Source organism: Gordonia otitidis, from assembly GCF_020735545.1.
Taxonomy (GTDB): domain Bacteria; phylum Actinomycetota; class Actinomycetes; order Mycobacteriales; family Mycobacteriaceae; genus Gordonia; species Gordonia otitidis.
This window is the reverse complement of the sequence record NZ_CP085974.1, coordinates 2,197,549-2,217,938: the sequence shown is the minus strand read 5'-3', so window position 1 is coordinate 2,217,938 and position 20,390 is coordinate 2,197,549. Positions and strand designations below refer to the sequence as shown.

Below are 20,390 nucleotides of genomic sequence, written 5' to 3'. Positions count from 1 at the left end.
TGAGTCAGTTGCCGATCTCTGATGTCGGCTTGTTTCACCGGGTTTCGGGATCGAGGCTGTTGGGCCGGGGTGGTTAGGGCCAGGTTGGCGGTCTTCGGTGAATAGTGTTGTCGAACAACAGGTTCCATTCGGTTTCCCACGGCCATCGGGCGGGTAGGTGCATGGTGATGCGCCGGGCTGAGGACGCGATACGCGCCGGAATGCAGATCAGGGTGCGGCGGACCGTGGATGTGGTGGCTTTGGCCAGACGCCCGCCGCTGAGGCTGGCGGCAGCACGAGTCAGGTTGAACGCGATGACCGCACACACCAGCCAGGCGGCGTTCGCGCAGAACTTTCCCGACGGCAGATGCGCGAGCGCGGAGGCTTTGAGATCGGCGTGAACTTGTTCGATGACCGCGTGGGCGCGGTGGGTCTTGTCGGCGGTGACGGTGTCGAGGTCGCTGGTGGTGAAGAAGGCGTGGAATCGCCACACATCGAACAGGCCGTCGCCCTCGGGTCGGAAGTCGGGGATACGGCGCACCACCAGCCGCCCGGGAACCTGCAGCGCTTTGGCTTTGGAGGTGAACGCGGTGAACGCTATCTCGGCGACCTCGGCACGTGAGATCCACAGTCCGGTGTCCGCGTCGAGAATCGCGTCGGTGTACTCGATCTTTGTCCACGCATCGGCTGCGATCTCGCTGATCGCCGCACGTATCCGCAAGTCTTGGCGCACGGTGACCGATACCTGGGCGCCGGCACCGATCGCAGCACTGACGGCGCGGTGACCGTAGAACGCTGAATCCGCCCGCACCAGCACCGGCCCCGACGCGTCAGTCGACCGCAGACGCCGCACGCTAGCCAGTGTGTCGGCGATCAACCGATGGGCTCCGCGGGCGGAATTGCATGCTCCTTTGCGTAGTCGTTGAGCAGCGATCACCGGTGCACCGTGGGCGGTGCTGATGGTGGTGATCGCCGAGTTGAGCCCCCGTACCCGGGTGTAGCCGAACCCAGCGCCCTGTTTGGCCGGGCCGTGGACCTCGATGATCGAGTCGTCGATGTCGACCATCACCGGCCCGTCGATCCCGGCCAGTACCGGGGTGTGGGTGTGCAGGCCAGCGAGCGTGCGGGCGGCGATCGCATCCAATTGCCGGACATGCCCGAACCGGAACTCGCGCAGAAACGACCCCAACGTCGACGGGGCATACGGATGGTCGAACACCTTCCCCATCGCACCGTGCCGCAGTACGGCCATGTCATCGATGCTGTCGGCACCGGCCACCATGCCCGCGACCAGCGAGAACACCTTCCGATCCGGATTGGCGCCCTTGTCGGTCGGCACCGTCAGATGCTCGAGAGCCAACCCCGACAGGCCCGCTTGCTCGGCCAACGTCATCACCGGCACCAACCCCGCCGCGCCGAGGAGATTCGGATCATCACAGGATGCAGACCGGACCGGATGACTGTGAGACAATCGCATCTACGAGATGCCCTTCTGCGTGCACGGATGGAAACCTAGACAATTCCCATTCTGTCACTCAGACAGGGCATTTCGTCTATCCCTCACCGCCCAAACGAATACGAATCGGTGGATCGAGGCTTAGCGTCGGGCGTGTTCGGTGGCCGGGCCGCACCGCTCGACCATGCGCCTGACGCTGCCACGAGGGCACCCGGCTACGGGCCTGGCTGCGCACGTTTTCCACCGATCGTCCCGATGGGGGGTGGGGGCGTGCGGCGAAGATGGCTCGCGACTCCGGCTGGTCGGTCAACGACAAACGTATCCGACGGTTGTGGCGTATGGAAGGATTGCGAGTTCCCCAGCGCCGCAGGAAGAAGCGGTTGACCGGCATCGGGGTCGCCGTCGGAGCGATGATGCCGATCCGACCGAACGCGCTCTCGGCGACGATCGCGTCAGTGTTCCGGGTGGCCTTTCACTTTGCTGAAGGCGCACCCACTGCCACGGCGGCACTCCCAGTGCTCATTTCTAGGGGTCGGAAGCACCGGGTCCAGGCCCAGAGAGCACTCACTGATGAAGCGATTGATGAGGTAGGCGCCAGAGCATGTCAGAGCCCCGCGGTCGAGCATGTCGGGGGTGGCACCAGCGTCGACAGCGGCCTTGAGCATCTCGAGCCCGAGCCCGATACCTCGGTAGCTCGCGTTCATAATCTCGATATTGCCGATGTGATATTCCTGCCCATCGGGCCAGGTGATGATTCCAACGTATCGGCCGTCAAGCCCCTGACGGAACGCCTCGGGCCGTGTGCTGTAGCAGAGGATTGAGTGCCGGTAGACATCCATGAAGATGAGCTGGTCACCGACTTGGACCTGCTTGCGGTGTGGGAACTGGTCGCTCATGACACTCCTGACGCACAGCTTCGAATGAAGCTGTCTGGTCGATTGGATTGGGGTGCCTGACCCAAGATGAGAACTCCGCACGCAGCTTTATCTGTGCGCAGCTTCACCCGGAGGCATTCGCCTCGACGGGTCAAGCGAGGGCCTGTGACCCTCCGGATGAATGGTGTGGTGACCTCACGCTAGCACGATCGCTCAGCACTGATGAGATAAATCGGACGCCGCCCTCGTCGGCACGCCCGCACCAGGGGTGCCCTGCCGCACCCAGTTCACCGGGGGTACCCGCTGAAACGCGTATGCGAACGTGTCCGCAATCGAAGGACACAGGCGAGGAGATCGCGATATGGGAGCACGTGACGTGCCGGGTCGTGTGGGTGATGCGGGCAGTGCGATTGCGGACAGGGCACGCGATGGCTGGGATGCGGTGAAGTACTCGTCCTGGCGGGTGCGCGGTGGCCTGGTTGCTGCTGCGATCGCGGTGGTGGTCGTGGTCGCGGTGGCCGTCGTGGTGTTGCTGCCCGACAGCGATGATGAGACGTCAACTCAGGTACTGCGACCGGTGCTGGTCACCAATACGGACCTGCCCGCCCCACGATGGACGGGCTGGACGCAGAAAGCGCTCGACGCTCAACCCGCGCCGGCCACGAAAGCAGCCGGCGTGACGGCACAGCCTGCCGAATGCGTGCCCGGCGGAGAGTCGCAGCGTGCGGTGCAGCTTCTGGGGGTGCAGGGCGAGCCATGGGCTGGGACCGAGTTCGTCAGTCTGTCACTACAGGCTCGCGCGACTGTGATGTTGGCGAAGAACTCGCTCGATGTTGTTCGCGCAGTGGATGAATGGATCGCGCAGTGTTCGCATGCGACCGTCACTGAGGGTGACAACAAGGCGTCGGTCGATCTGAAAGGGTTGGCGGTGAACGCCAAGTCCTATCGGCTTGCCGCAGCCCGCGTGGTTGCGCAGTCGGTTACCCCGGATGTCACGAATGCTGACGTGTCGTCGACCGCTATCACCGCCGTCGGCCGTGCTGTCAGTGGCACTCGCCATCCAGGGCGGCGATCACCAAGGATCTCCAATTCGACACCCTCGCCGACGGACGACAATTCATGCTGCTCAACGTTATTGACGAGTTCACGCGTTAGCTTCCAGCCATCGAGTTACGCGGACGGCGTGGCGAAACTGTTCCGCGAACAGCTGGTGGTCAAGGTTCGGAAAGAAACGCGGCCGGAAGGGGAAGAAAGCCGGCTCGCCGGTGCACGACGGCCTCGTTGAACGCGACTTCACCGCCGAATCCACGAACCAGTTGTGGCTCAGCGATATCACCGAGAATTCGACCGACGAGGGCAAGCTCTACCTCTGCGCGATCACAGACGCCTGCTCCGGCCGGATCGTCGATGCCCCGGCCAACGATGGTCATACTCGCCTACGATTTTGACGACGCCCATTTTCAAACCCCGGCACTATGCTCGGTCGCGGTGACGAACTGCTACTGGCGGTTCTGGGTGCGCCAGTGACGTTCAGTCTGGCTGCCCGCGAGCGAGAGTCGGGGGTGACGCTCGCGCAGATCTCGAAGGACTTCGGGATCCATGAGATGACCCTGCAGAAGTGGTTACGTCGCGCCGATATCGACGAGGGCCGGAAACCGGGCACGACATCCATGCGCCGTACGACGATCGGGACCTACCATGTGGCGGCGGTAAAAGCTGGATGAGGTCCGCATCGCAGGCCTGGTTGCGGCTGTCGTACTCGCCTATGCAACTGCGGGACTGTATCGGGAACTGGGGTCGGAGGATGCGTCTGTGCGAACCCTTTAGGCCCGCCTCCCTCCAAAGCGCACCGACCCGCGGGACTGGTTGGCCGCCAACACCTCCTGGATCACCGCGCTGCGCGCCCGATTCCTGCACTGCCTGCCTGGCCGGCGACACCGGCGGCCAGGCAACCGCGCTACCGGCACGGCCCGCTGCCGGCGACGCGGTCAGCGCCGCCCACACCGGCCACCTCGACAGCCGCACCCGCCGTGTCGCCGCGGACACCCTCGCCGCGTTCACCCCACCCACCCCCGCCGGCAACCGGCCGGACACCGTCACCACGGGCCGGTGGGCCAGCACCGGCGCACCCGCCGACGACCCGCCACCCTTCTGACTAGTTCATGCGTGTCCTGCTGTGCCGCAGTGCGGTAGCGTTAGCACGCCGCCCGCCCCGCCCCGCCGGGTCTGCTCCCTAGACCGCGAGGAGTGAGCTCGCCTGTGGACCCCACTACCAGCGCCGAACGCGCCCTACTCGCCACCGCCCAAAATCGTAAGCATTGCGATCTGCGCAGCACCCGTGAACAAGACGATGCTCGGTGGTCACCGACCGGCGAGGAAGCCGTCGGCTGGGGTGACGGCCGCACCGTACACGCCGCATTCCTACGCCACCTCGTCTGCGACCGGAATCTCCCCGTGCACCTGACGTGCGCCCGCATCGACGGGCACCTCGACCTGTCCGACCAGAGCATCATCCTCAGCATGCCGAAGTGCGTCTTCGCCGAAGAAACCAGGTTCGAGGGGGCGACGTTCGCCGGGGACGCCAGCTTTGACGGGGCGACGTTCACCGGACCCGCCAGCTTTGACGGGGCGACGATCGAGGGGGACGCCAGCTTCAACGAGGTGACGTTTAGCGGACCCGCCCGCTTCGACGGGGCGACGTTCACCGGACCCGCCAGCTTTGACGGGGCGACGATCGAGGGGGACGCCAGCTTCAACAAGGTGACGATCGAGGGGGACGCCAGCTTTGACGAGGTGACGTTCAGCGGACCCGCCCGCTTCAACGGGGCGACGTTCGGACAACTGGATTGGAGTGGTACGTGGTGGTCGACGTCTCGGGTGTCGACGACAGGCTTGGCCGCTGAGCGGTTCGTGCTTGATCGTGCGGCGTTCGGGTCCACCGTCCGTCTAGACGTGACAGCTGGCGCGGTGTCAGCGAAGGGACTGCGGGCGGTGGAACGGCTGCACCTGGTCGTTGCCGGCGCCGCAGTGGAACTCACTGACGCTGACCTGGCGGAGGGGTCGTTGATCGAAGCCGTACCGGTCATCGTGCCCGGCGGTGGCAGGTGGGTTCCTATCCCGGCCACCGGCCACGCTGACGGCACCACAGCACGTCCCCGGGGAGCGCCCGAGGAGGTGGGGGCCACACTTCTTGCTGCGTTGCAGCGCCTGGACCGCACACTCACCGCCACCCTCACCCCGGACCGGCGCGCGTCGATCAGCTCGCTGCGTCGGGCGCATGTGGCTGGCGTGACACTGTCCGGACTGGACCTGCGTGAGTGCACCTTCGCCGCCGTGAACGGACTCGATGAGTTGGTGATCACCGGCACCGATGTGCTGGCCAGCAACCGCGACCACACACGACGCGGGTCAGCCCGTGGCCGCCGATGGTGGCGCACGGATCGGCGGGTGATCCGCGACGAACTCGACGCCCGCACACCAGCATCCACACAACCCGCTACCGACGACCCCGCTACCGACGCCCCCGCCACCGACCAACCCGCCACCGACGCCCCCGCCACCGACCAACCCGCCACCGACGCTCCCGCCACCGACCAACCCGCCACCGACGCTCCCGCCACCGACCAACCCGCCACCGACGCCCCCGGGTTGGTGGAACCGCTGTCGCTGCGGGATGTGTCAGCCGCCTATCGGGCGCTGCGTAAAGCGCTCGAGGACAGCAAGGACGAGCCCGGCGCCGCCGACTTCTACTACGGCGAAATGGACATGCGGCGTCTGGCCGCGCCCTCGTGGTCGGTGGAGCGGTGGCTGCTCACCGCTTACTGGCTGGTCTCCGGATACGGGCTGCGCGCGTGGCGGGCGTTGGCCACACTGCTCGTGGTGATCGCGGTCGCTGGCTGGTGTTTCACCAACAGTGCGTGGGTCCGGCCATCACCGGCGGGTACGACACCTGTGCTCGACCCCGACAGCCGGGTATGGCCGTGGGCGTTCGCCGCCCAGGAAACCGTTGCCCTGTTCCGGCCAGCAGGCACCATCGGCGTCACCCTCGTCGGGGCGGGCGTCGCCGTCGACCTCGCCGTCCGCATCCTCGGGCCCGCCCTCCTCGCGCTGGCGGTGCTGGCCATCCGCAACCGCACCAAACGATAACCCAGAACGGTGTACCAGCTGTGCGCTGCAAGTGAAAGGGCGCGCAACTTCACTCGAACGCTGCCCGTACATCAGTCGGCGTCGACTATCGGACGCTTCGTGTGCAACGATAAGCACTGTCCGTGCTCGTGCTGACGACAAATCCCCTGCGTCGCAGGCGTCCGACCGCTAAGGGGGCTCGGTGAGTATTTGGCACTCCATCATGAACACTGCGGCCGAGGCTGAAAATATGCGCGTGCGCGCTGCCCTCATGCGTGCTGTACGTGAACGGATCAGTGTTCTGGGTTGGTCCCCGAGTACTGTTGCCGCCAACCTCGGTATCACGCAACCGCGTGTCTCGGAACTCTTGGATGGGCACATCTCCGAGTTCAGTCTCGATACCCTGCTCGCTTTGGCCGATCGGGTGGGTGTCCACCTCCAAGTCGTGGTCGACGCCGACTCATGCTCGCCTACCGCGTCTTAGACAATGGAGCGGCTCGCTCGCCACCTAGAGTCTTCCAAGCCGCGCAGGGACCTTTTGCGAAATCGGATCGTTACATACCTGCCGGCCGAAGTGCAGGGCACAGGCGAGATCTACTGGCGCAGTTTCACGCAACGGCGAGGCCTCGAGCGCACAGTGCGTTGCGTGGGCCGTAAGCAGCTCTATTTGATTACCCAAAAGTAGTTAAGAGATGACCAATATTTTGGCCTCCCCCGTCGGCCGAAGCCGTCGAGTTACTCTCGAGGTATCCAGCTCTCAATTTCGACTTTGCCGTAATCACGGTACACTATGCTCCCAGTAGCGAGGGACAGTGTTCCGCCCTCGGGGTGTGTTGCCATATCATCCCCGTGTCGGCATGCAGATCAATATGTGCGGGACGAGTCGTGCGTCCGAGGCTGAGGAGTGACAGGACCTCAGTCATGAAACCCCTCTTTTGTCGGGTTCTTTAGGGCGCTCGTTAGCGATCGATTCTAATCCGAGGATGGTTGCCGGACGAACTATCGTTCCCAATAGTTTGTGGATCTTCCATGACCAGTTGTCACTCCTTATCACGATGACGGCGGTCTTTGAACTTCGCGGCGCGCGCTGCACTTTTCTGATGTCTCGAAGTTTCCGTGTTGCGGTGAACTACGAGTCGCTCTAACGAGTTAGATATCGTTCTGGTCGTCGGTTTTCTTCTGAGCGTCCGGCGGCGGGCCTGAAGGGTTTTGGGCGCGTGCGGTGGCTCGCATGATCGCAGCGTGTACTGCCGAGATTGACAATCCTTGCGCGTCGGGTTCGTCGTTGTGTGTGATGCGGTCCGCCTTGTTGATTTGGGGAATCAATGGGAGTGATTTTTCGGTGAGCAGGCGTTCAAGGTCGCGGGGGGTAGGAACGCACGAAATGGTGTTGTCGGCGACTTTTCTCTCCTTGTCCGAGTTTTGACGAAGGTAAACCTGCATCCACCGGGCAAGGACTTGGTATAGGCCATTCGGGTCGGTGGTGTCTGCTGGCACGGTCAGGTCGTGCGGAAGGATGTAGATGGCACCTTGGTCATCGATCTGGATGTCGTCGGTTCTGAGGTATGCGAGGTCCTTTGACGGTATGCGTAGGATTTTGTTGAGCCAGAGCAGTAGGGCGTCGCGACGATTCTGATTTAGAAGATGCCCATCCGTGGGGAGGTTCGCGATGATGGTTGTGATGCTGTCAGCGTCGACGGTTCGTGTTGACATCATTGCGCGGATGCGGGTGCTGCGGGCTGGTGGATCGAACCCGTTGTCACGGTGGACTGCGTTGATCGCCGAGATGGCTGCTCGTCGCGTGTACAGCGACGGATTCTCGAAGGTGAGGAACTCGGCAACCACGTGCGGAGACGTGGGTAGATAGGGGTGGTCGAATGCTCTCGCCCAGTCGACGAAGTAGCGCCACTCGTTGGTGTAGCGGGCGGGCACGGTGATTGGTTTCGCGGAAGGTTGTGAACTGTCGTCGATGTGTTGTGGCGCAACGATTGTGCGTGATCCCATCACGATCCACGTCGCCAGAATGGTTCTGGTGCGGTCATCACCGATGGTGCACATGCGGGCTGGACCTTCAACGGTGTGTACTGGGTCGTCGTCAATGTGGATGAACATGGCTGTCCTCCAGGTGGGAGTTAGTGAGTCTATTGAGGTGATCGACGCTGATCGATGCCAGTCCCAGTTGTGTGGCGACCGTGCGGATGTCGCTACCGGCTTCGACCTCTTCGAGGAGGTATCCGTCGGTAAGGCTGCGTGATCGGTACCCCCGGTGGCTGATGTTCGGGTACGCCGCGGTGAGGCGACGCCTAACGATCCCGGTAACGACATCGTCAGTCACGTGTCCAGGCCCGAATCGTGCTCGCCGGCCTGGGGGGAATGCCTGCCAATTGCGTTGAAGTTTGAGGTGTGTCGCTCTCTTCTTGCACACGTGGTAGCGGTGTCTGTCGGGTCGGGCCAGGAGTTTGATGACGCCCGCGCGGCCGAGGTCGGCGTGAACGTCGAGCACTTCCAGCCAGCGGATCCACGCGCATGGCGCGCACAGAACAAACTCGTCGGAGTCACAGACGCTGAGAGGTTCCAGCTGCGTGTTGTGGCGCAGGTCTTTGACGCGCACCCACCAGTGGTCAGAGCGGCGGTAGACGTCGCCGACGCGTAGCTGGACTACTTCACGCCCGCCGAGACCAGTCATCGAGGGCAGTAGCAGCAGCGCGCTGTCTCGTCGTTCCTCGAGGCGGTCCTGCCAGGTGGTTGCGCTGCCTCTGGCTACCGTGATCATCTGCGTGAGGAAAATTCTGCGTAACGGCCGATGCGGGCGTTTCGGTTGTGGCTCTGTGGGATAGAGCGCTCTGAGTTCAGTGAGCGCACCACGCATGGCGGTGTCATCCCACAGAGGCTTCGCAACGCCGGCTGTCGCGGAATCGGTGGCTACGGCCTCGACGTTGCGATGGACATACACAATCGCCGAGTAGTATACGTTCACACTCGAGCGGGAACGGGTGGGTATCGCGTCGATGCCGCCGACTCCGGCGAGGTGCCAAAGGAATCGGGTGACGGTTTGCGTGGTCGCCGGTAGCGAATTGACGCCTTCGGCTGCACACCATTGCGCGAACACTGTCCACTTGGCCGTGTAGGACCGGCGTGTCTCGGCGCTTGCGCAGTCGGCGAGTACTGCCATGGGGTCGATCGTCGCGAACAGTGAATCGGTCGTCATGCGCTCTGCTTTCCGATCTCGTCTGTCACAAGCGTCTGAGGAGGATCCCACTTGGTGAGGTCCACATCGGCACCGAAGGCGTGCTGTAGATGTGTGAGCAGCTCGAGACCGAGGTCGTCGAGTACCCAGCGGTCGTTGTCGACTCGGTAGAGGCCCTCGATCGCGATATCGAGGGTCGGTCCGAGGGCAATGTTGTTGGTCCGTGCGTACGAGATGAGGTCGGCGATGACGCGGTCGGCATCGGCTGTTGTCGCGAACGTGTGCAGCAGGTGATGGGTGGTGTGATCTCGGCTGGAGCGGCGCAGGGTGTCGCGGCGGCTTGGCGAGTTCCACCCGGGCAGTTGGCGATCGAGTGATGGTGGCGGTGAGGTCCAGCCATCGTCGTAGTCGAATTCTGGCTGCCAGTAGACGGGTTCGTCGATGCGGTGAAAGAGGAGAAGTCGTTCGGCTTTGCGCCGTAGGAACGCCTCAAGTTTCGGTGCTTCGAGCGCGCAGAATTGTTTGTATGCACTCCGCTGCTCTCCGGCTGGAAGGGCGTGGTCGAGGCGGAAGCGTGCGTCGGATCCGGTCAGGAGTTCGTAGAGTGCGTGGCCAAGGAACAGTCGGCGGCGGTCGGTGGCGATGATGTGTGCGTCTCGGCATGCTTGCCGCCACCCGCGGCCTGGATCGATCACGTTGCGGAACGTCCACCGGCGACGCGCATAGTCGATAGGTGGTGGTTCGGTCATGAGGCATTCGGTCAGCGCGTCGAGGACCATCACTGTTTCGGCGAACATGTCGTGTGCGGATAGTGAGGCCATCACTGACTGCGGTGTGCGCGAGAAGCTGGCCGGGAGCGCGAACTGCAGTGCGAGCGGATTCCACCGGGTGTAGGTGCCCAGTCGGGCGAGCATCATGGCTGCCACGATTGGTAGCGCACCGGTGTCTTGTTGATTGTGTTGTGGCAGTTGGGCGTACACGTTGGTCCACAGGCGCTGCGGGATGTGTCTCGGGGTGGGTGGCTGCTGGTCGGTGTGGGGCCATTTCGTGCCGGTGGCTCCGGCTGGGCGCGGTCGCCGCGGTACCGGGTTGTAGACGCGGAAGGTGAGTTGGTCGGTCGGTGTGTAGTCGTCCCGGCCGGACAGGTCGATCGCTTCGATCAGTCCACTGGACGCGCGGGTCTGTACGCGTGGTGTGTCGTGGCGCCACTCGTAGAGCTCGTCGGCAGGCCCTGTTGGCGGTGCGCCGTTGTGCTGGCCGAGGTCTGTGTAGCGTTCGATGTTGTGGGCTGCCGCCGACAACGTCGGTGCGGCCAGACAATCCACCGCCATTGTTGCGATCTCGCCGAACAATGCGGCGTCACTGGTGGTGGCGGCGAGGATCGATTGGGAGGGCATCGGTTGTGATGGGCGGTCGATTCCGCAGCTGACGCGGCGGGGTGTACCGAGGTTGTGCACCATCGCGATGGTGGTATCGATATGCAGTATAACGAGGCGACGAAACAGTTGCGTCAGACCGATCAATACTTCGTGACGCGGGACGCTGATTCCGCAGAGTGATACGACGTCTGGTGATGGTGTCGATGGCGATCCGATCAGGCGGTCAAGCCACGACTGCGCGGTCAGCATCGGGCGCCCGGCGGGAAGGCTCACCGCATCCGCGGACCGAAGATCGTGCCCGCAGATCGTGCGTGGCCCGGCGGCCGATGGGCGCTGCGCATGCTGGCATTGCCATGGTCGCACGCGAGGGTTCCGTCGGTTCTCTCCTGAGCGGGGTATGTGACCGCATTGCGGGCATCTGTCGAGCAACACCGTGCGATGAACCGTGCACGCGAAGCTCCAGTGCAGGTGCCAGGACAGCGGTGTGACGCAGGGATGCTTTGTCAGGCATGCGGAGCACCACCGTGTACCGCTACGCCGGACGAGTTGGAGCCGCGTGTCGGACGTTCGCGCCGGGGAGGGCGACGCGCATAACGCCGCGGCTTCTATCTTCCGGTAGTACGCGGGTGTCGCAGAGTGAAGCGCATCGATATCGTATCCGGTGGCTGCCGCGAGATGCTCGATCACTGCACGATCGGCGTCGAACAGTGCGTGGACAGTGCGCGGGGCCTTCGCGTCGAGGCGGCGCAGCATCGTATTCACACTGACGCGATAGTCCAATGCGAGTGACTCCAACGCCGATTCGATCGTTTGTCCCGTCACCAGCTCGAACACAAACGGTAATGCTCGCACACTATGCGGATCGGTCATGCCGCAAGATTCCGTTCCACACGATTCTCCCAGTATTGTTCGGCGGCAAAGTCCAACGGCACCATTTCGAGGATCGAGCTGGTGATCCGCTCGCTACCGCTACGGATGGCGTGTGAGGCCGCCCGGGTGATCAGATGATTGACCGACACCAAATATCCCTGAGTACGGTCGTGAATCAGCTTTGACTGCGAAATCAGGTCGGTCGGCTCATGCTGGGCAAGAACAAGTGTCGACTCATAAGCAGCAAGCAGGTCCTTCCATTCTCGCTTTGCTTGTTTTCCCTTGTTGATATAGCTCGGCATTTCCACGGGCGTCCAACGCCGGCCATTCTGGGCGGTGTGCATGAGCGCCTTACCGTCGGTGTAGAGGCCACGGCTGGCCAGGTCGACACCGGTCATGATCAGCGCGACACCGAGATCGTTCGACCACCCCTTCACAAAGTTGGAAACCGTTTGGCCGTCTTTCGAGGCTGGGTCGAGGAAATGAATGTCGTCGACCGCGATGATCTCGGTCTCGGTGCGCTGCACATAGTCCATGAGCATCTCGTAGAGTTCACTGCGCACGTAGGAGTCGCTATCGGATTTGGGACCACCATAGAATCGCAAAAGACTCGCCACGAGAGGCCGCAGCCCTGATTTCGCCGTCATGCCGATCCGGCATACCGGCACACGATGGTGTCCGGCATCTGTTCGATCACCGAGCCGCCGTATCCGGGCGCGTTCGAAATCGCGCAGGTACTCGTTCACGGCCGTTGTTTTGCCGACTCCGGGCTGCGCGTCGAGCACCACCGACGGTTTAGCGCGGTCGGAGTCTACGCGCAGGCCGGTGTCGAACACCATATTCATCAGGTCGTGGGCGCGGACGAGCTGCGGGGTGCGGATCACGCCGAAGTTGGCGTGATGATCGCCGCGTCGGTTGTTGTAGTCGTCCCGTTCCCTTTCCGAGAGTCGAGCGAGGTCACTCATGCTCAGTCTCTGCGGCATGGCGCGGCGCTCAGACACCACGAATTGTCGCCATCCTTCGCGCCTGGTCAAATCCCAGCGCCGCGCGCCACTCACTGTGTCCAATGTCCCAATCTCCTTCGTGTGTTGGTTATCAACTGTGTTAGGTATCAACTATGTTGCGTATCAACGGATGAGCAGCTCGGCCGGCATGTAGTCGTCATCGTCGTCTTCCTCGTCGCTGTCACCCAGGTTGCTGTCGCCGTCGGCGGCTGCCGCAGGCGAGAGTGGCTCCTCCGCTGGCGTAGTGCGGTCTGACGGCTGCGAGGAGTCGATCGTGAGGTCGGCCTGAGCGATAGCCGTGGTGTCCCCGCGTGCGGCAGCTACACAGTCGGCCACCACGCCTGCCGCGTCCTCATCGTCGGTGTCGTCCCACGCCGACTCTTCGGCGAGTTCCTCTGACGGAACAGGCTCAGTGGGTGCGGTGAAGTCGGGTAGATAGCCGGGGTCGGCGGGGACGGAGTCCTGCTGCTTCGCGCGCGCGACATGCAGGGTGCGGATGAGCGCGTTGCGGTCTCGGCGGCCCATCTCGATGGTGGTCAGCCAGTCGACAATGATGTCGCTGGTCTTTTCTGCGGGTATTCCGTGACGTCGTGCGTTGCGCCGCAGAAAGGCGTAGGTGTCTTCACTTAACGGCACATCAATTTTGTGGGCATGTTCCCATTCCAGTTCGTGCCATTTCAGATCACGCGGATCTTGAATATAGACGATGGTAATATCGTCGGGGTTATATCGTATCGGCCACTTTCCTGCGTGCGGCCCGGCATAGGGTGATTCGCGCCCGTTGAAGGTGGCGAGTATGTCGCCACGGTAGCGACGCTGCTGACGGACTTCAAAACCGTAGTGGTGCAGTTTGCGCCACTTCACCGGTAGAAAATCGACGAATGCGTAGGGGCTATGGGGGATTCGTGGGAGCCCGTGGACCTCAACGGACAGTTCGTACATACGGTCGGGGCTCTGGCGCTGGTGAGGCCAGCGTGGATGTACGAGCCCGGCATGACGTTTTTTGTGGTACCGGCGGGTGATCCAGTTCCTGATAATGTCTTCGATCTCGTGGACGAAAAAGAAGGCATCACCTTCTGGATTGGCACCACGAGAATAGACGTCTGGTCCCGAGTATCCGGGCAGTCGCATGATCAGGTCTCGCCGCAACGACCCGAAGAACCGTTCGACGGTCGGTTTGTCGGTCGGTTTGTATGGCTGGGCGGGCCACACATTGATACCTTTACGCCGCGACACCTCCAACACATGCGCCGACAAGAATGCGCGACCGTTGTCGATAATGAGGTTCTCGGCGGCGATGAGCGGCATCCCCCAGTGATGGCTCTTCTCGGTGAACACGAGGTTCTCGGGGACGCCGTGGTAGTTCCATCGGGCGGTCTCGGCGACCCTATGTCTGATCGGTTTCGGATGACACGTCTCGAACAGCACGGAGGCGACGTCGATAGCTTTGGTCGAGATTGGGGTGACGACCAGTCCCACGATGCTGCGGGTGTAGAGATCCATCGCGATGGTCAACTGGCACCGCACCCACTGCCACGTGGCGGCGTCCATCGCATAGAGGTCGAGGGTTTGGGTGTCCATGATGACGTACTCGCCAGCATGGGTCGGTTTCAGTTGCCGGAGAGAGATTTTGGGGCGCTCGGCGATCGACCGGCGCCCCTTCGCCGACCCCCGAAAAGCATTCAGGTCGTCATAGTTGGCTTTCAGGTATTCGTAGGCGGTCGACTTCCCTGGTATGCGCACTACGCCCTTGCCGAACTCGGCATTCAGTTCGGCTGCCGCCAGTTCTAGGACGATGCCACGGTCGAGAGTGGACTTTGGGGTGACGCGCGCAACGATCTCGGCGATCTTGTCTTCCCACCGGGGGTCGATCGCGCTACGGCGTCGCCGGGTCGCCTTGGGTCGGACGAGTCCGGACGGCCCGTGCGCAGCGCTCAGATCCGTCAGGTCTCGCCAGATCTGTCGCTCTGATCTACTCAGGCGAGCCGCGAGCTCGGTGACGCGCCGTGAACGGCCACGCTTGGGCGTCGCAGTCTCATAGTCGGTGATCGATTCTAGGCGTTGGTCATAGATCACCCACAGCAAGTCCAGCATGTAGGCAGTGGCGTGGCGGCGTTCAGCGTCGGCGGTGAGCTCCCACTGCAGATCCTGTTCGATCGACAAGACTTCACCCGCCCGGCTACACGGATGCGACTCGGCAAGGAACGCTGCCAGCGACACTGTGCGCACGACCTGCCGTCCCAGGTCAGCGGCCACCACGCGTGTCGGATCGATCTCCTCCACACGCAACACATCGCCACGAAAGCGGACGTACGAACCCGGCCCCACCTTGCTCGACGCCTCCGCGACAGTCACTGCACTACCATTCCCGGCACGTAGGTTAACCACGAATCTCCCTGCAACGACTCCGACATGTCGGATCGGTACATGCCCCGCCACAACGCATGGCGCACAGCCGGTTTGACGAGCATCGGCGGGAACCGGGTAGACAGTTGATCGACCAGATCATTCATCTGGGTCGACCGTGCGAACGCGCAGGCTTGTGTCACGATCTCGCTGTCCACGACCATTGGGCGCCGACACGCGCTCAACAGCGTGAGGTTGGCCATCGCGATCGGGTCCGCACCGCTCCACACCTCATACCGCCATCCCACAGCCCTCACTGCCGCCGCCGTCCAGGTGAATATCGCGACTCGCTTCGCCTTGTGGAGGGCGTTCTCGCTGGTGACGTCGACGAGTAGCGGACCGCTCGTCGTCAGCAACAGCAGGTCCGGGTAGTGGTTTACTGCCTTGCCGCCCCTCGGCGTGTAGGTCAAACGCATCGGCTGCGAGGTGATTGCGGTGACCGCTGGGTCGAAGTCGGCGATCATGATCCGCGCATGTTCAAGTCGCGACTCGAATTCGATGGTGCGGCCGCCCGTCATGACAACATCAAAACCCGAATAGTTGCGCCGCCCACGATATTTCGGTATTGGTCTGGCCATACGAGCGCCGTCGATATCGCCCGCGTCCGCCTCGAGCAACGGCACACACACCTCATGGCCGTTGGGACGGGTGTAGGTGACCTGCGTCCGCGTAGCGACGGCGTCGCCGTCGAGGCCCGCGCCACTCTCCATCCGGGCGACATGCACCGGATCGGATGATGTCCGCCACAACTCGGACTCAGTCAGTACCTGCATCGGTCCGCACCCCCCGACCCCGGAGCGCCATACGATCGTCGCACTCGATGGGTCAGGGAGAGACTGCGCGGACACAACTGTGGGCACGACAAAGACACGTCGATACAATCACCCATGGTGGGCTCCTTCGGATTTCTTTCCGTTCTCATCGGGACCCGCCAAGGGGCGATCGGGTCGCAGGCTGTTGGCGCAGCCTCACCGGTCGTCCCGCTCCTAGCGAGCGTCCACCCACGCTAAGCCCGTGGCAGCGACGCGTCAAGCCCAAAACGACAAATAGTCCTTGGTCGCAGCAGCCCTATGAGCAGTGCGTTAGCACACCCTCCGCGTACAATTTCCTGCATACATCGAAGCCATCACTCACAGGGGAACCTGCCATGCGCAAGGCAGCAGTGACACCAAAGGAACCACACGTGCGCGCCGAACCACGGTCGAAACGGCACGCATCCACGATCCGCTCGCCACTGAGCAACCACTCCATCGAAGCCTTCTGCTTGAATCCGAGTTGCGTCAACAAGGTGGCCTACGCGGTCGGGCAGCCCGGCAGAAAGGCAATGTTCTGCAGTCAAGGTTGCTCCACGGACTACCACACCAACCGCCGTCGGCTTAGAACCGAAGCCGAGAGACTCGACAAAGCACTTGCCTCACTCGAACCAAGAACACAGGAACACAAAGATCTCACCGAGCGCCTCAAACACGTGCGCTGGCACCTAGCGCGATACGGAGGCTAACCGGCCACTACGAAGATGTGAAGCACGCTCCACGCTTAGCTCATTACGCAGACACTCACTGCGATGCTGCCAACTTCACCGAGACCCGCCGCGCAGTTCGATACCTGTTCGTACGAAGCGGAGGTACGTCATGCAAACAGGTTCGGTTGATTGGGCCAGCCTTGGTGAGGAGCAGTTCTCCCGAGTTGTCCAGGTAGGGATGAGGCGTCGATGGGTGGGCTTGTCACCCTGCAAGCACCGGACGGACGCGGCGGTGATACCGGAATCGACGTTCTTGCCGACGACCAGCGACGGGTGTACCGGATCAAGTTCCTCATCGGTGGTTCCGGCAGCCACCGAAACGACCCACTGCAACCAAATCCGCATGTCTTTCGAGTGGGCGTTGACCTCTTGCCACCCCTGCACGAACGGGTACTGATCACCTCGAAGACCCCCACGCCGGGTGTGCGTCGGTCCAAGGGAGGGGTTTCCACCGCCGACGGCCTGAAGATCAGAATCGAGGAGGCCCGTTCGCGAGTGAGTCGGAATCTGAACACGACGCACTTCATTCGCCAGGGAGTACAGTTAGGCATGTATTCCCCTCGATTCCGTCCAGCGACGCCCCACGGTGTTACACCAGCAGCGCGGACAGTTCACGTCTGCACGACGAATTCTGGTCGTCCAACGGAGATGTCATGTCTGATCTGATGAATCACAAGCGGCAGCTACTGCACGAGCTAACCGGACTGAACCGCCCCGGGTTCGTCGGAGGCTCTCGAACCTGTGAAGGATGGAGAGCATGGCAGCACCTCGGAAGTACAGCATTGAGCTGAAGGAGCGAGCGACGCGGATGGCGGTGGAAGCCCGCAAGGACCCGGCCACACGGCCGGGAGCGTTCAAACGGATCGGCGATCAACTCGGTGTGCACCCGGAGGCGCTACGCACCTGGGTCAAGCAAGCCGAAATCGATGGCGGGCAGCGGCCGGGGACCACGAGCAGCGATTCCGAGCGGATCGCGCAGCTCGAGCGGGAGAACCGCGAGCTGCGGCGGGCGAACACGATCTTGAAGCAGGCGTCGGCTTTTTTTGCCGCGGAGATCGACCGCCCACAGCGTTGATCGTGGAGTTCGTCGCCGCTTCTCGCGACGAACACGGAGTCGATCCGATCTGCGCGGCCCTACGCGACACGGCCGCCCAGATCGCTCCGTCCACGGTACGAGCCCACCTGAGTGCGAACAAGACCGAGGCGCCACGCACGGTGCGTGACCGGGAGATGCTCGGCGAGATCCGCACCGTGCACGCCGACAATCTCGGCGTCTACGGTGCCCGCAAGGTCCACGCCGAACTACGCAGAAAGGATATCGACGTGGCGCGCTGCACCGTCGAACGATTGATGAAAGCCGATGGACTGCAAGGGATACCGAGGTTGAAGACACGCAGGACCACCCGCAGCGATGGCGCCGAAACCCCGCAACCGGCCGACCGAGTCGGCCGGCAGTTCACCGCCGAGGCGCCGAACACCTTGTGGGTGGCGGACCTGACCTACATCCGCACCCACTCCGGGTGGGTGTACGCGGCGTTCATCCTCGACGTGTACTCGCGCGTGGTCGTCGGCTGGCAGGTCTCGACCACCATGCACACCGACCTCGCGCTCGACGCCTTGGATATGGGGTTGTGGGCGCGGTCGCGTGCCGGCCAGGGCGTGGCCGGGCTGATTCACCACTCCGACCGCGGAGTGCAGGGTGGATTCAATCGGTCGTCGCAACACCTCGATGACGGAGGTGTGCGATGGGACGCAGCAACAAGCAGACACGCCAGGCGCCGGTGGGTGCCCGCCGGCAGTGGGCGGCGGATCGGGCGTTGCGCCCGTCGATGCGGTCACCGGGGAGACCGGAACCCTCGCGTGCGGTGCAGCGCGATTTCTGGCGGCGGATCGCCTCAGGAGCGACGACTGCCGACGCCGCGGAGGCCGTCGGCGTGTCGTGGCCGGTCGGGTCCCGGTGGTTCCGTCACGCTGGCGGCATGCCGCCGATCAGCCTGGACGAGCCCACGGGCCGCTACCTGTCGTTCACCGAGCGTGAGGTGAGGAGATCGCACTGTTGCGCGCCCAGGATGTCGGCGTGCGGGAGATCGCCCGTCGGATCGGACGCGACCCGGGGACGATCTCACCGAGCTGCGCCGCAACGCGGCGACCCGCAGCGGCACGCAGGTCTACCGAGCCGGAGTGGCGCAGTGGAAAGCGCAGCAAGCCGCGAAACGCCCGAAAACGGCGAAGCTGGTAGACAACGACAGGTTGCGTGAGTATGTGCAGGAGCGGCTCTCCGGGGCCGTCCGCCGGCCCGACGGCACCGCCGTCGCAGGCCCCGACACGCCCGCGTGGAAAGGACTGAACAAGCCGCATCGGCAGGACCGACGGTGGGCGACGGCATGGAGCCCGCAGCAGATCTCGCACCGGCTGAAAGTTGATTTCCCGGAGGATGAGTCCATGCGCATCAGTCACGAGGCGATCTACCAATCGTTGTACATCGAAGGTCGAGGCGCCCTGAAACGGGAGTTGGTCACATGCCTGCGCACCGGCCGGGCACTGCGGGTGCCCCGTAGCCGATCGCAGAACAAGCCGCAGGGACATGTCACCGCGGACGTGGTGATCAGCGAACGCCCCGCCGAAGCCGAAGACCGTGCTGTCCCAGGGCATTGGGAAGGCGACTTGATCATCGGGACCGGCCGGTCCGCGATCGGCACGCTCGTCGAGCGCAGCAGCCGCTCCACGATCCTGGTGCACCTGCCTCGATTGGAGGGGTGGGGCGAGAGGCCGCCTGTGAAGAACGGTCCGTCCCTCGGTGGCTACGGCGCCGTCGCGATGAACGCCGCGCTGACGACATCGATGACCACGCTTCCCGAGCAGCTCCGCAAGACCTTGACCTGGGACCGCGGAAAGGAGCTGTCCGGTCATGCCCGGTTCGCTCTCGAGACCGGCACGAGAGTGTTCTTCGCCGACCCGCACTCGCCCTGGCAACGACCGACGAACGAGAACACGAACGGCCTGCTGCGCCAGTATTTCCCGAAGGGAACCGATCTGTCCCGGTGGTCCGCCGAGGACCTCGAGGCCGTCGCTCTGGCGATCAACAACAGGCCACGCAAGGTCCTCGGCTGGCGAACCCCGGCCGAGGTCTTCGCCGAGCAGCTACGCTCCCTGCAGTAGCCCGGTGTTGCATCGACCGGTTGAACTCGCCCAGTATCGAGCCATCCGCTACACCGAACGTCTCGCCGAAGCAGACGCAGTGACTTCTGTTGGCTCCAAGGGTGATTCGTACGACAATGCGATGGCCGAGGCGTTCAACTCGTTGTTCAAGGCCGAGTGTATCCGTAACCCAGTCATGCGCCCTCGCGGTGGCTGGGGCGGTGTCGGCGAGGTCGAGATCGCCGTCGCCGAGTACATCGACTGGTTCAACCACCGCCGCCTGCACGGCGAGATCGGGCACGTCCCACCCGTCGAGTACGAGACCACCTACTGGTCGACCCACACAGTCACCAGCTACCGTGAGAACCCGGTCCCGGCAACCGCTGGAACCAACTAACCGAGCCCCCAGCAAACCCGGGGCGATTCAGCGTGCTGTATCGACCCGAACC

13 protein-coding genes, 5 pseudogenes and 1 other annotated feature are annotated in these 20,390 nt (G+C 63.3%); of the genes and pseudogenes, 10 read left to right on the top strand and 8 right to left on the bottom strand.

Annotation, left to right across the window (positions count from 1 at the left end; genetic code table 11):
* Nucleotides 1–73 precede the first annotated feature (73 nt).
* Entirely contained in the window at nt 74–1,456 is a 1,383-nt protein-coding gene (locus LK459_RS10025) for an IS1380 family transposase (protein WP_064868524.1), read from the bottom strand.
* 124 nt (nt 1,457–1,580) lie between these two features.
* Here LK459_RS10025 and LK459_RS23275 point away from each other — a divergent pair.
* Nucleotides 1,581–1,878: pseudogene (locus tag LK459_RS23275) on the top strand (IS3-like element ISMyma8 family transposase); the annotation flags it as partial.
* 9 nt (nt 1,879–1,887) lie between these two features.
* Here LK459_RS23275 and LK459_RS10015 read toward each other — a convergent pair.
* Nucleotides 1,888–2,331 (bottom strand): hypothetical protein, encoded by a 444-nt coding sequence (locus LK459_RS10015; protein ID WP_227923082.1) that lies wholly within the window; start codon nt 2,329–2,331, stop codon nt 1,888–1,890.
* A 340-nt stretch (nt 2,332–2,671) separates the two neighbouring features.
* Between LK459_RS10015 and LK459_RS10010 the strand changes: the two genes are divergently transcribed.
* From LK459_RS10010 to LK459_RS09990, 5 genes and pseudogenes are all read left to right on the top strand, one after another.
* Nucleotides 2,672–3,595 (top strand): hypothetical protein, encoded by a 924-nt coding sequence (locus LK459_RS10010; RefSeq protein WP_227923080.1) that lies wholly within the window; start codon nt 2,672–2,674, stop codon nt 3,593–3,595.
* Nucleotides 3,522–3,716, top strand: a pseudogene (locus LK459_RS10005) (IS3 family transposase); the annotation flags it as partial. The gene LK459_RS10010 and the pseudogene LK459_RS10005, both read left to right, overlap by 74 nt.
* A gap of 117 nt (nt 3,717–3,833) precedes the next feature.
* Nucleotides 3,834–4,034, top strand: coding sequence for a helix-turn-helix domain-containing protein (locus LK459_RS10000; protein ID WP_227923079.1), 201 nt, complete (start codon nt 3,834–3,836; stop codon nt 4,032–4,034).
* Nucleotides 4,035–4,569: 535 nt separating this feature from the next.
* Nucleotides 4,570–6,456, top strand: a complete 1,887-nt coding sequence (locus tag LK459_RS09995) for a pentapeptide repeat-containing protein (RefSeq protein WP_227923077.1) — start codon at nt 4,570–4,572, stop codon at nt 6,454–6,456.
* Nucleotides 6,457–6,658: 202 nt separating this feature from the next.
* Entirely contained in the window at nt 6,659–6,919 is a 261-nt protein-coding gene (locus tag LK459_RS09990) for a helix-turn-helix domain-containing protein (RefSeq protein ID WP_227923666.1), read from the top strand.
* 665 nt (nt 6,920–7,584) lie between these two features.
* Here LK459_RS09990 and LK459_RS09985 read toward each other — a convergent pair.
* From LK459_RS09985 to LK459_RS09960, 6 genes are all read right to left on the bottom strand, one after another.
* Nucleotides 7,585–8,547 (bottom strand): hypothetical protein, encoded by a 963-nt coding sequence (locus LK459_RS09985; RefSeq protein ID WP_227923075.1) that lies wholly within the window; start codon nt 8,545–8,547, stop codon nt 7,585–7,587.
* Nucleotides 8,531–9,643, bottom strand: coding sequence for a site-specific integrase (locus LK459_RS09980; protein ID WP_227923073.1), 1,113 nt, complete (start codon nt 9,641–9,643; stop codon nt 8,531–8,533). The genes LK459_RS09985 and LK459_RS09980 overlap by 17 nt, the downstream gene beginning before the upstream one ends.
* Nucleotides 9,640–11,871 (bottom strand): TniQ family protein, encoded by a 2,232-nt coding sequence (locus LK459_RS09975; RefSeq protein WP_227923072.1) that lies wholly within the window; start codon nt 11,869–11,871, stop codon nt 9,640–9,642. The genes LK459_RS09980 and LK459_RS09975 overlap by 4 nt, the downstream gene beginning before the upstream one ends.
* Nucleotides 11,868–12,836: an ATP-binding protein gene (locus LK459_RS09970; RefSeq protein ID WP_227923070.1), complete on the bottom strand. Its 969-nt coding sequence runs from the start codon at nt 12,834–12,836 to the stop codon at nt 11,868–11,870. Before LK459_RS09970 ends, LK459_RS09975 begins: the two co-directional genes overlap by 4 nt.
* 162 nt (nt 12,837–12,998) lie before the next feature.
* Entirely contained in the window at nt 12,999–15,158 is a 2,160-nt protein-coding gene (locus LK459_RS09965) for a Mu transposase C-terminal domain-containing protein (RefSeq protein ID WP_227923068.1), read from the bottom strand.
* A 68-nt stretch (nt 15,159–15,226) separates the two neighbouring features.
* On the bottom strand, nt 15,227–15,904 hold the full coding sequence (locus tag LK459_RS09960; protein WP_227923066.1) for a TnsA-like heteromeric transposase endonuclease subunit: 678 nt from the start codon (nt 15,902–15,904) through the stop codon (nt 15,227–15,229).
* Between the two features lie 1,656 nt (nt 15,905–17,560).
* Here LK459_RS09960 and LK459_RS09955 point away from each other — a divergent pair.
* The 4 genes and pseudogenes from LK459_RS09955 to LK459_RS09940 form a co-directional block, all read left to right on the top strand.
* Nucleotides 17,561–17,878, top strand: a complete 318-nt coding sequence (locus tag LK459_RS09955) for a transposase (RefSeq protein WP_012832290.1) — start codon at nt 17,561–17,563, stop codon at nt 17,876–17,878.
* Nucleotides 17,839–17,967 (top strand) — a sequence feature (AL1L pseudoknot). Its footprint overlaps the gene before it by 40 nt.
* Nucleotides 17,881–18,501: pseudogene (locus LK459_RS09950) on the top strand (IS3 family transposase); the annotation flags it as partial. It overlaps the preceding feature by 87 nt.
* Nucleotides 18,502–18,632: 131 nt before the next feature.
* A pseudogene (locus tag LK459_RS09945) lies at nt 18,633–19,962 on the top strand (IS30 family transposase).
* Nucleotides 19,963–19,990: 28 nt separating this feature from the next.
* Nucleotides 19,991–20,338, top strand: a pseudogene (locus LK459_RS09940) (integrase core domain-containing protein); the annotation flags it as partial.
* Nucleotides 20,339–20,390 lie beyond the last annotated feature (52 nt).